Genomic DNA, 11,699 nt, shown 5'->3' with positions numbered 1-11,699 from the left:
ATGACTAATGACTAATGACTAATGACTAATGACTAATGACTAATGACTAATGACTAATGACTAATGACTAATGACTACTTTTCCTAATCAAATGTCAGAAATTTTTGCTCAAATTACAGTCGAAGAATTAGCTCGCCAATTAGCAGAAACCAATGCTGAGAAATTGCAGCTTGTAGATGTGCGGGAACCTCACGAAATTGAACTCGCGGCGCTGCCGGGATTTGTAGCTTTTCCGTTGAGCGAGTTTGCCGAATGGTCTGGTGAAATTGACGCTAGACTCGATCGCGACACAGAAACCCTAGTTCTGTGCCATCACGGAGTGCGATCGGCTCAAATGTGCCACTGGTTAGCCACTCAAGGATTTACTAACGTTAAAAATATCGTTGGTGGTATCGATGCTTACTCAATGGTGGTCGATCGAACCGTCCCCCGCTATTAACATCAAATCCAGTTCTTAACTATCGTTTTCTTCAGAGTCCGCGCGGGCGGACTTTGTATGTGTAGAAACGAATTATATTCCCCCGGAACTAGCTAATTAACAGCAGCAAATCGAAAATTTAAAAGCGTACTCATAGTGAGCCGATCGCGCCCGTGCCTTTTCGAGTCATAAAGAGCCTCATCAGCCGCCAGTACCAGCGTTGCTGCATCATTTTCCGGCCCCGGAACAACGCTGGCAATTCCCAAACTAATCGTTACCACAGAATTAGGTAGACAGTCAACAGTCTCCGGGTTAAACACAATATTCAAAGCTTTCACTTTCGCTCTAATTTGTTCGGCAACAACCACAGCCGCCGACGCATCAGTTTCAGGTAAAATCACAGCAAATTCCTCGCCCCCGTAGCGAGTGGCTACATCAGCAGGACGCTGGAGCGATCGGCGAATTGTCTGAGCTACCGATCGCAAACACTCATCTCCTGCTTGATGTCCGTAGGTATCATTATATATTTTGAAATAATCGAGGTCGCACAAAATTAAAGATATCGGAGACCCCTCACGAGCCATGTGTTTCCATTCCGCTCGCAAGCAACTATCAAAATGCCGTCTGTTACCAATTTGAGTAAGTTCGTCCACATTCACCAAAGCTTGCAGCCTTTGATTTTCCTGCTGCAACTCCTCAAAACCAACCACCGACAACTTGTCCTCGCACAAATTTTCCCCTTGAAAATACAGGCGATATAATTCGCAAGACAAACTACAGTTATTTCCCTCTAATTTGATAAGTCCCATGCTGTCTAACTGATAAGCCATCACAGGTTCGAGGTAAATGCTATTTTTAGCATCGACAACTTGTTGGAATGCGGAGGCTAGTTCTGGCTGCTGTTGAATGGCGATCGACTGATTTTGCAAGTAGTCGCTATAAATTCCGCTGTGAGTAGGAGCTGCTGTTAAAAGTTCTGCCAACTCGGCTCGCCCCAGTTCCTCCCTAGGCTCATCCCGATCGACGGATAGGCGATTTTGTTGCAAAATTGCCAGGTGATACAGGGCTAAATGCACTAAATAAGGATGCCCGCCTACCATGTTCATTAATTGCTCTATCGGAGCGCTATCGCTCCATTTCAGTCCGTGTCTGCACGCCAAATCTTGAACTTGTTCAGCAGTAAATTCTGATAGTTTAATCGGCATTCCTACATTAAAGGGAGATTGATTAAGATTTAAAGCAATATAAATTTCTGTCGAATGAATGACAACGATGCGGAGTTTTTGCCAAGTTTTGCTAGCGCGAGCTTGTTCATACCAAAAACGGATCAGCGAAAGAAAATCTTGAGCAATGTTTGTGCGTTCAAATACTCGATTTATTTCGTTGACAACCAAGACAATGGGACTGTCAATTAGTTCGAGCAAATAGTTCTCAAAGTAAATAGTGCAGCTTACCTTGCTGCCCATATCTTCATCCCAGAATTCATCAATATTTGGTTCGAGTTTGAGTTGCCGAGCGACATTGGCACAAAACCAGCGCAAAAATTTATCTAAACTAGCAAAAACCGCTGCGTCGGCTTGCTTAAAGTCTACAGTTACTGTGCGGTATCCACGATCGACTGCCGCGTGAATTATCCGCAGCATCAGCGAACTTTTGCCCATTTTTTTTGGAGCTTTAATGCGAACGAGGCCTCCGGGTTTGCTAATTTCTGCACAGGCCAGGGCTTCGGCCCCTGAACGATCAATATAAAATCGAGAGTCAAGCGGTATGGGGCCGCCGGGAAAATCTAGGTCGGCAACTGTTTGGATCAAGTTTGGTGATTTTTGGAGTCCTGCCATAGTCCTTGCACAAGGCGATACCCTGACCAAAAAAATGGGATACAAGCCTCCCCCTTCTAGGGGGACTTTCGGTTCGGAATTTCTCCGAGAGGTTTTTGAATAAACAGCACGGCATTTATTCAGGTTGGCTCTAAAATGATTGTATGTTAAATCTCACCTACGAGTACAAGCTCATTCCTACCGACGCGCAACGCCAAACTTTCGACCAGTGGCTCAATACTTGCCGCAAGGTCTACAACTTTGCATTGCGAGAACGAAAAGATTGGGTTAATTCTCGTAAGTGTGATATCAACTCGTGCAGCATGAAGCAGGAATACATTATCCGTGCTGATGCACCGCGTCCAACCTTTGCGCGCCAATGCAAATCATTGGCAATCGCAAAGAAGTTAATTCCTGAGTTGAAACTGCCTCACACCCATGTCTTGCAGCAGGCGTTGCGCCAACTAGAGGCAGCGTTTGTGGCGATGTGGGAACGAGGACACGGTTTCCCTAGATTCAAAAAACGGATGCGCTCCGTAGTGTTTCCTCAATTGAATCTAGAATCCGTTAAACGGTTTGATGGGGCCGATTGGGTCAACCTACCCAAGATTGGGTTAGTTAAAATACACCTGTCGCGTGCAATCCCTCAAGGGTTTGATGTCAAGCAAATTCGCGTTGTTAAGAGGGCTTCTGGCTCCTCGGCCATGCTCACTTTGGAATGTGATGTCGCAGTACCTCAAGCCTCACCTTCAGGACATGGATTAGGGATTGATTTAGGGTTAAAACATTTTTTGGCAACTTCTGATGGTGAATTGATTGATAGACCTCGATTCTTTGTGGATGGACAACGCAAGCTGAAATTGCTGCAACGTCAACTCAAGCGCAAGAAAAAAGGCTCTAGAAAGTTTCGTCAAATTCATCACCAAATAGCGAAGCACCACGAATACATCTCGAACAGTCGCTCATACTTTCATTTTAAGACCGCACATCATTTATGCGACGCAGCCCAAACAGTATTTGCTGAGGACTTGAACCTCAAAGCAATGTCAGCCGGAATGCTGAGCAAACACACGCTTGATGCAGGGTTTGGTCAGTTCCTGAATATCTTGGGTCATGTTTGCTTTAAGCGAGGTGCATACTTTGCAAAAGTAGACCCCAACGGAACAAGTCAAACTTGTCCCTTATGTCAAACTCATACAGGCAAAAAAGAACTATCCGAACGGGTGCATAGATGTCAAACGTGCGGCTATGAAACGAATCGAGATGTTGCAGCCGCGCAGGTGGTGTTGCAGCGTGGATATACAGCGGTTGGGCAAATCGCAGTGAATTTTGGGGAGGGCAAGCTACATGAGTAGTCCCAATGAACCAAGAATCCTCGTGCCTTCGGGTCGAGGGGTTGTCAATGTATCTTACCTTTGTCAGGTTAGGGGGTAGACGAGCAATGTCCAAGATCGATCGACAATCCTACAAAATCTAAGTTTTTAGGGACTTCCCGGAACTCACTTTGCTATAGTAGTGTCACTTTACCCAATCTCAAACCCTGCTTCAACACGGCTCTGCAGACCGACAAAAATTCGACGGTAGCCCAGACGCGATCATTCTTGGCCTTTACCGGAAAAATAACTCGTCGGTCGTCGAGGTCGCGCAGGAAGAGCCCCTATCTAAGGAGATATAATCATTGTCACGTCGCTACCTGTTTACCTCTGAATCGGTCACTGAAGGCCATCCCGATAAAATCTGCGATCAAATTTCAGATACGATTTTAGATGCCTTACTGACTGAAGACCCCAAAAGCCGCGTCGCAGCCGAAGTTGTCGTCAACACCGGCTTAATGCTGCTGACGGGCGAAATTACCACTAAAGCTCAGGTAAATTACATAGAATTAGCCCGGAAAAAAATAGCCGATATTGGCTACATCCACGCTGACAACGGCTTTTCGGCAAATAGTTGCTCAGTGTTGGTGGCTCTTGATTCTCAGTCTCCCGATATTGCTCAAGGGGTGAACACAGCCCACGAAAGCCGGGAACAATCGAGTGAAGAGGAATTAGACGCCATTGGAGCAGGCGACCAAGGCTTGATGTTCGGCTTTGCTTGCAACGAAACGCCGGAATTGATGCCTCTGCCGATCAGTTTAGCGCACCGAATTTGCCGTCAACTGGCCGCAGTCCGCAAAACCGGTCAGTTATCTTACCTGCGTCCCGACGGCAAAAGCCAAGTTACGGTGATTTACGAGGACGGCAAACCTGTTGGCATAGATACGATTTTAATTTCTACCCAGCATACCGAAACGATCGGCGACATCACAGAAACGGCCGCAGTTCAAGCCAAGATCAAAGAAGACCTTTGGACTGCTATCGTCCAACCTGTGTTTGCCGATATTAGCGTGAAGCCGGATGCAGAAACTCGCTTCCTTGTCAACCCCACCGGCAAATTTGTGGTCGGCGGGCCTCAAGGAGATTCGGGTTTGACGGGCCGCAAAATTATTGTGGATACCTACGGTGGCTATTCCCGCCACGGCGGCGGCGCTTTTTCTGGGAAAGACCCCACCAAGGTAGACCGCAGCGCGGCTTATGCTTGTCGCTACGTTGCTAAAAATATCGTAGCGGCTGGTTTGGCCCAAAAGTGCGAAGTGCAGTTGAGTTATGCGATCGGCGTTGCGCGGCCTGTTAGCATGATGATCGAAACTTTTGGCACTGGAAAAGTTGATGACGATCGCCTTTTAGAAGTTGTGAAGCAGCATTTTGAACTGCGTCCTGCGGGAATCATTCAGGCATTTAACTTGCAGAATTTGCCTGCTGAAAGAGGCGGCCGTTTCTATCAAGATGTGGCGGCTTACGGTCACTTCGGACGCACTGATTTAGATTTACCTTGGGAGGCAACTGATAAGGCGGAACTTTTGAAAGAAGCTTTGAGCCAGAAGTTGTCTGGAGTAGCTGGATAGTAGAATTTTGGGGCGTGTACGGCGCCCCTTATCCATAAATAATATTGGGTGCTACCAATGAATGTAGGGTGCGTACTCCGCACCTTATTCATAAATAATATCGGGTGTTCTTCGGCGCACCTTATCCATAAATAATATCGGGTGCTACAAATTAATAACGTAGCGTGCGTACTCCGCACCTTACAAAAAAAAAGAATAAATAAATGCGATTTTTCACACCTTTCCAATCTGCAATTCGCAGTTTGGTCTCTTCGTTCCAACAGCGGTTGGCGACTGGATTTTTTGCACCAAATCCACCAGGGCTGCCAAGTTCGTTACCGGCTGACAATCCTGGTGGGATTCGCGGCGTTTGGATACCCAGCACTGACTGCAAAGTTCTCACCTCAAAACAGCGAATTGCTGAGGCAATGGACTTTCTCGCCGATACGGGATTTAATACCGTTTTTCCTGTAGTTTGGAACGGGGGTTTTACGGCTTATCCTTCTCAAATTATGTGGCAACAATTTGGGGCGGAAATTGACGTGCGGTATCGCGGTCGCGACCCCTTGGCAGAATTAATTGTTGAGGCCAAGAGAGTTGGTTTAAAAGTGATTCCTTGGTTTGAATACGGATTTGTGAGTTCTTACAATCGCAAGGGCGGTCATTTGCTGGCGAAAAAACCTGAGTGGATTGCCCGTGATGCCAGCGGCAATTTACTTAAAAAAAATAACTTTGAATGGATGAATTCTCTTGACCTGGAAGTGCAAGACTTTGTGCTGGGGTTGATGCTGGAAGTTGCTAAGAATTATCCGGTAAACGGCGTTCAAGGAGACGATCGCATTGCGTTTCCGGTAGAAGGCGGTTACGACGAAAAAACGGTTAAACGCTATCGAGAAGAGTGCGGTAAAGCAGCACCGTCGGATTGTAAAGAGCAACATTGGGTGCAGTGGCGTGCTAATATTATTACTGAGTTTGTGGCTCGTTTACACCGAGAAGTGAAAGCTATTAATCCTGATTTGTTGCTATCGATGTCGCCGAGTCCTTATGACTGGGGCCTGGTGGAATATTTGCAAGATTCTAAAGCTTGGGTTGACAAAAATTTGGTGGATATGCTTCACCCCCAGTTTTATCGTCGCGATTTTAATGCTTACAAACAATTGGTCGATAAAATGATTTCGGGACAGCTTAGCGGGCCGCAAGTAAAGTGCGTGTCGCCCGGTATTTTGTTGACGAATCGAGGCAGTAAATATAGCATAACTCCCGAACTGTTGTTGCAAGTAATTGCTTACAACCGCTCTTGCGGGATTCAAGGAGAAGTGATGTTTTTTTACGAAGGTTTGCGAGATAACGATAACGCTTTGGCTAAGGTTTTAAAAAAAGGGCCCTATGCTCGTTGAGAGATTGTCCCGGAATCAAGGAGTTGGCGGTTGGCTGGGTTCAACCGCGCCGATCGCTATTTAAAACCAAGTTGCTATAAAATGAGATGTGGTACCATTCTCAATAAGCTTTGATTAACAGGCAAGATGCCTGTTCCACAAAGGGTGAATTTTCTTGTGGAACAGGCATCTTGCCTGTTGCTGACAAGGGTGCAAGATGTGAGTATAAAATGATATAGCAGAGCTAGGTCAGTTAAAAACCCAGCGATGCCAAGCAGCAAGCGCTACTAATTGTCAAGCAGATCGCCCAAACAAACCCCATAATTAATAATTGGGGAGTTGCAAAAATAGTGGAATAAGACATATTTTAGAAGTGGGTGCAAGCTTTTTTTTAGAAGTAGCGTTTTGTAGACGCCATATTTTTTAAAGACAGTTTAAAAGAGCAATCTCAACCGCTCGCCAAAATATTAGGATAAATCAGTGACCTCAGCAGCAAGCCTCATCCAACAGCTACCCCAGCTCAGCGATGCTCAATTCCATCAAAAATATTTGAAACAAAAACAAGGGATGCGAACCCTGGCAACTATATTGCCGCAAGTAGAACAGCAAAGTCTGGCTTTGCGGGCAGTAAAATTAGCTCTAAAAGTAAATTTAAAACTCGGCTCGAAGCTAGCAGGAACGGTAAAGCCAGAATTTCAAATAGCCACCATAAAATTAATCGACAAAATCCCCACTTCGCCACTGCTCAAAATTCAACTGCTGGCCCTCACAAGTTCCGATATGGCAATTCCGATGCTGGTGGCCGCATTGAACCACAAAGAAAGTGCAGTGCGCCTTGATGGGATTCGGGCGATCGGGAAAATCGGCTCCGAAGCAGCAGTAATTGAATTAGCCCGATCGCTCGAATCCAAAGATTCCCAAATCCAAGCTTGGGCCGCTTGGGCTTTAGGAGAAATTGACTCGAAACCAGCCGCCGTAGCACTGCTCAAAGCCGTCAAACACCCAGATTCCAAGGTGCGCGCCTGGGCTGTTTGGGCATTGGGCAAAATTAACCCGAAAACAGCCGTTCCCGCGCTGCTGAAAGCCCTCAAACACCAAGACTCCGAGGTGCGCTGGCGGGCTGCCGTCAACTGCGGGAAAATCGGCGTCTCTGAGGTAGTTCCCGGGCTGCTGAATGCCCTCAGAGACGAAAATCACATCGTCCGCGCTAGGGCGGCGGCGGCTTTGGGGAAAATCGGCGATTCTGAGGCAGTACCCGGCTTAGTAGAATTGCTTCACGATGATCCCGACTCCTATGCAGTTTCTTTGAGGGCCGCCGAGGCCTTGGGACAAATCGGCACGGAAACGGCTGTGGCGGGGTTGGTGGAAGCCCTCAACCATGACGACTCAGACGTGCGGGGCAGTGCAGTTTCTGCCTTGGGAGAAATCAGCAGCGAGGTGGCTATGGTGGCCGTAATCGGGTCGCTCTCGGATCGAGACATTTTCGTGCGCGGCAGAGCAGCGGTTGCCCTCGGGAACATCAATACAGAGGGAGATGCGAAATTGCCAAAAATGGTGGTCGCGGGACTGGCGAGCGCAATTGGCGACAGCGAATCTTATGTGCGGTGGAGAGTTGCTGCTGCTTTGGGGGAAATTGGGACAGAGGAAGCTGTGGCCGGTTTGGTGCGGCTGCTGGGGGACGAAACTTCTGGAGTGCGCCAAAAGGCTGTTAAATCCCTCGGTCAAATTGGCTCAACGGCTGCTATTTTGGCTCTGGAAACAGCTTTAAATCGCGAATTTGCTGACGTTCGTGCGCTGGCTGCCCAATACTTGGCGGATGTCAGGACTGAGGCAGAAACAGTTGATTTTGATCCCTCTGTTTCCCCAGATTTATCGGGTGAAAAACTGCCGAAAATCCTGATTGCTTCGCAAGTAGAAGCCAGTGAATACATTGTTGATCGTGCTGCGGGGCGCGAGCTCAAATACCTGATCTCGATCGGCAGTCCGGGTGTGCCCGAACCCAAAACTTTTCATCAAATCCCGAACCGAATGTGCCTGGAGTTTAACGACCTCGACACCCCCGTTGACGACCCCGATCAAATCTTGCCTACCCTTGAGGATATAATGAAAATTATTGACTTCGCCCTCAAAATGTCGTCGCAGGGAGGCAGTTTGCTCATCTGCTGCCAAAGTGGGATCAGCCGTTCAACGGCCACAGCTTTGACTGTGTGTGCTGCGCTGTTGGGTCGTGGCAAAGAACGGGAAGCTTGGGCCTTGGTACTCGCTGCCAGACCCCAAGCCAAGCCGAATCGCTGGATGGTACACTTGGCAGATGAAGCTTTGGGTAGAGACGGTAAGCTAGCAATGGCGATCGAATTGACTACCGTAACTCCAGAACTCGCAATTGCCAACAGTTGACTGGCGGAAACCGGGTTTCTTTTCGCAAGACCTACAGTTATACTCAACTAACGAGACTTCACATCAGACTTGTCTTTGCGGGGCAACGATGCCAAAAGTCGATCGCCAGGGTGCAAAAGTTCGATCGGCTGCTGCATTTGTGACATTCTGTGCTATGAAGTTGTCGGATGCTCAACAAAAACCGTCAAGCAATCGTCGCATTGCTGGCAGCCCAAGTCCAAAGCCAAGGAATCGGGTGCATGGTCAACAGACAATATCAGCTTTGGGCGAATCACAGGCCAAACAGGTCAGAGAGAATTTTCTGCCTGTAAAATTCCACGCGGGGATAATTCACTGCGGGGATAAATTTTTATTTTTTTTGCCTGCTGCAGACTTTTACGAGCCGAAAAAGTAATTTGCCCACAGTCCTCAACAGCCTAATTATCTATTAGACATCAACCGAATTTAAGTGTCTCCTCTGAATCGAAAAGAGTTTCAGATGCTTTTTCGCAGATGTCTACCGTCAAATAGACAAGCTTTTCCGTTTGGAGAACTTAAGAGCGTGGTAGATTTTAACAGAATACAGGGGTTGCATATGTCAAAAATTAACTTGCCAAACAAAACAGGACACGAAGCAAGTTTCTCGGTTGCCGTTTGGGAAGACCAGGGGGAATTGAATCCAGACTTAGAACCATTTAACCCGCCGACAAAAAACGTGAAAACGCGAAAGGTTAACCCAAAAAATATCAATTTAGGTAAACAGATGCCAGTTTGTATTTCCGAAGAAGTGGCTTCTGGAGCAACCGTGAATAATAAAAAATCTCACCCTAATTTTGTAGAAAAGTTATCCTTAAAAGTCAGGAAAAGTTTGCCATCTAAAATTGGCGGTTTGCCTATCCATCAAAAAATTGGCTACGGGTATTTGCTGGCAATAGGAATCGGCTTTGTGGGTTCGCTGAGCGGACTGGTGATTGCCGATTACTACCAAGGAAAAGGATTAAAGCAATTCAATGATGCTCACCTACAAGCGCAATTGCTAGGCAATTTTAAAGAGGCCACCCTAGCGGCCCAATTGCAGGGTTCACAGCTAGATTCTTTTGTAGATAATTCGGTCAAGCTAAAACAGCAAGAAGAGCAGTTGGTTAAGAGTATTGTTAAGGCCAAATATCTGCGTTTGCATATAGAAAAGTTTGCCGACAGCCAACCCGCTTGGCTGGCAGCAAAACCGGAAGTTATCAAGTTTTTAGTGCAAGATTGCACTAAAAATTTAGAAGCCTACGCCGATACTCTCAAGTCAACTTTGCAGGAAATCCAGCAATCGCAACTATCGCATCGGGACGTAGAGTCTGCCCGAAAATTGCTCGCAATCGAAAGCGGAGAAGGTGTAAAACAGCTCAACAGCAGCCTGGAAGAATTGAGCAAAATCCTCGATATTGCCCAGCAGCAAGAGGGCCAAGGCGGTGAAGTGATGGAAGAGGCCCAAGGAATGGAAAAAGCCATAATTATTATTAGTATGCTGCTGTCGGTAGTGGTGGCGGGAATTGTGGCTTACCGGACGAGTCGGGCGATCGCCCAACCTGTTATCAGCGTCACTCAGGTGGCCCAACAAGTAGCCGCTGAGTCTAATTTTGACTTGCGAGCACCCGTCACGGGACAAGGCGAAATCGGCTCTCTGGCGGTCTCTCTCAATCACCTAATCGAGCGGGTTTCGGGACATACAAAAGAATTAGAACAAGCGAAGGAAGTCGCCGTCGCCGCTAACACTGCTAAAAGCCAGTTTTTAGCAACTATGAGCCACGAATTGCGGACGCCTCTAAATGCGATTATCGGCTACAGTCAACTACTTTCAGAAGATGCCCAAGATGCGGGATTTGATGAGTTTGTACCCGACTTGCAGAAGATTGAACAAGCAGGGGCGCATCTGCTATCTTTGATTAACGATATCCTTGATTTGTCAAAAATTGAAGCGGGGGGTATGAAACTCGAAATCCAGGAGTTTGACATCGAATCACTGGTTGATAATGTTGCGAGTGCCGCGAAACCGTTGATAGAGAAAAATGGCAATGTTTTGGAGATTGAGTGCGATCGAACTGTGGGCATAATGCACGCAGATTTCAAAAAAGTGCGCCAGGTTTTGATACATCTGTTGAGTAATGCTGCGAAGTTCACCAAAAACGGTAGGGTGAAACTGAGTGTCAGGCGCATTGCAGGAAGTGGCAAATTGAATGCAGCAGGGCGATCGGCTATTGACAATTCAATGGCGGCCGATGAAACTCATTCTGGGGCGATTGCTTGTCCCCTGCTGAATGTTCAAGACTCGGATTGGATTTGTTTATCTGTTAAAGATACCGGAATTGGAATGTCGGAAGAACAACAGCACAAATTGTTTGAAGCTTTTGTGCAAGCTGACTGTTCAACAACGCGACCTTACGACGGCGCCGGATTGGGGCTGACACTTAGCCGCTACTACTGTCAGATAATGGGTGGGGAAATTTTGGTAGAAAGCGAAGAGGGGAAAGGGTCTATTTTCACTGTCCGTATACCAGCGGGAAACGGGTGATGTAATTTTTGGGCGAGAGATGTAGGGGGGTAGGCAGAGGGGCGAAAATGTATGTTTCAAACCTCTGGCTGTATGTCGAAATGCTTTAGTCTTGTCAGTGGGGGCGATCGCACTCTATTAATTCTAATTGGTTATTTTGCCAATTCAAACAGCACAAACCGCTTGCTGCTGAGATCCAACCTAAGTCTATGCCGATAAATTTCATATAGTTCTGGACGCACGGGTGGTCAGA

At 47.1% G+C, this 11,699-nt stretch carries 8 protein-coding genes; 7 read left to right on the top strand and 1 reads right to left on the bottom strand.

Annotated elements, in window-relative coordinates; translation table 11 throughout:
• The first annotated feature begins 70 nt into the window (after positions 1-70).
• A complete protein-coding gene (locus QUB04_RS29410) occupies positions 71-439 on the top strand; it encodes a rhodanese-like domain-containing protein (protein ID WP_333289985.1) in 369 nt (122 codons plus the stop codon).
• Positions 440-531: 92 nt separating this feature from the next.
• Here the strand turns inward: QUB04_RS29410 and QUB04_RS29405 are convergent, their stop codons facing one another.
• Positions 532-2,256, bottom strand: a complete 1,725-nt coding sequence (locus tag QUB04_RS29405) for an AAA-like domain-containing protein (RefSeq protein ID WP_333289983.1) — start codon at positions 2,254-2,256, stop codon at positions 532-534.
• A 143-nt stretch (positions 2,257-2,399) separates the two neighbouring features.
• On the opposite strand from QUB04_RS29405, the gene QUB04_RS29400 reads away from it, so the two are divergent.
• From QUB04_RS29400 to QUB04_RS29375, 6 genes are all read left to right on the top strand, one after another.
• Positions 2,400-3,590, top strand: coding sequence for a transposase (locus QUB04_RS29400; protein WP_333289981.1), 1,191 nt, complete (start codon positions 2,400-2,402; stop codon positions 3,588-3,590).
• A 323-nt stretch (positions 3,591-3,913) separates the two neighbouring features.
• Positions 3,914-5,176, top strand: a complete 1,263-nt coding sequence (gene metK, locus QUB04_RS29395) for a methionine adenosyltransferase (RefSeq protein ID WP_333289979.1) — start codon at positions 3,914-3,916, stop codon at positions 5,174-5,176.
• Between the two features lie 203 nt (positions 5,177-5,379).
• Positions 5,380-6,552 (top strand): family 10 glycosylhydrolase, encoded by a 1,173-nt coding sequence (locus QUB04_RS29390; protein ID WP_333289977.1) that lies wholly within the window; start codon positions 5,380-5,382, stop codon positions 6,550-6,552.
• Positions 6,553-7,011: 459 nt separating this feature from the next.
• Positions 7,012-8,928 (top strand): HEAT repeat domain-containing protein, encoded by a 1,917-nt coding sequence (locus QUB04_RS29385; RefSeq protein WP_333289975.1) that lies wholly within the window; start codon positions 7,012-7,014, stop codon positions 8,926-8,928.
• Positions 8,929-9,016: 88 nt separating this feature from the next.
• The gene (locus QUB04_RS29380; RefSeq protein WP_333289973.1) at positions 9,017-9,322 is read left to right on the top strand and encodes a hypothetical protein; all 306 of its coding nucleotides are present in this window, start codon (positions 9,017-9,019) and stop codon (positions 9,320-9,322) included.
• Positions 9,323-9,502: 180 nt separating this feature from the next.
• Positions 9,503-11,467 carry a HAMP domain-containing sensor histidine kinase gene (locus tag QUB04_RS29375; RefSeq protein ID WP_333289971.1) on the top strand — a complete coding sequence of 655 codons (1,965 nt, stop codon included), beginning with the start codon at positions 9,503-9,505 and terminating at the stop codon, positions 11,465-11,467.
• Positions 11,468-11,699: the final 232 nt, after the last annotated feature.

Origin of the sequence: Microcoleus sp. D2_18a_B4 (assembly GCF_036702475.1) — a bacterium.
In the GTDB taxonomy this organism is placed as follows: Bacteria; Cyanobacteriota; Cyanobacteriia; order Cyanobacteriales; family Microcoleaceae; genus Microcoleus.
This window is presented reverse-complemented; position numbering and strand designations above follow the sequence as displayed.

Coding starts and splice junctions, on each gene's coding strand:
- QUB04_RS29410 (WP_333289985.1), top strand. CDS start 71: ATGACTACTTTTCCTAATCAAATGTCAGAAATTTTTGCTCAAATTACA.
- QUB04_RS29405 (WP_333289983.1), bottom strand. CDS start 2,256: ATGGCAGGACTCCAAAAATCACCAAACTTGATCCAAACAGTTGCCGAC.
- QUB04_RS29400 (WP_333289981.1), top strand. CDS start 2,400: ATGTTAAATCTCACCTACGAGTACAAGCTCATTCCTACCGACGCGCAA.
- QUB04_RS29390 (WP_333289977.1), top strand. CDS start 5,380: ATGCGATTTTTCACACCTTTCCAATCTGCAATTCGCAGTTTGGTCTCT.
- QUB04_RS29380 (WP_333289973.1), top strand. CDS start 9,017: ATGCCAAAAGTCGATCGCCAGGGTGCAAAAGTTCGATCGGCTGCTGCA.
- QUB04_RS29375 (WP_333289971.1), top strand. CDS start 9,503: ATGTCAAAAATTAACTTGCCAAACAAAACAGGACACGAAGCAAGTTTC.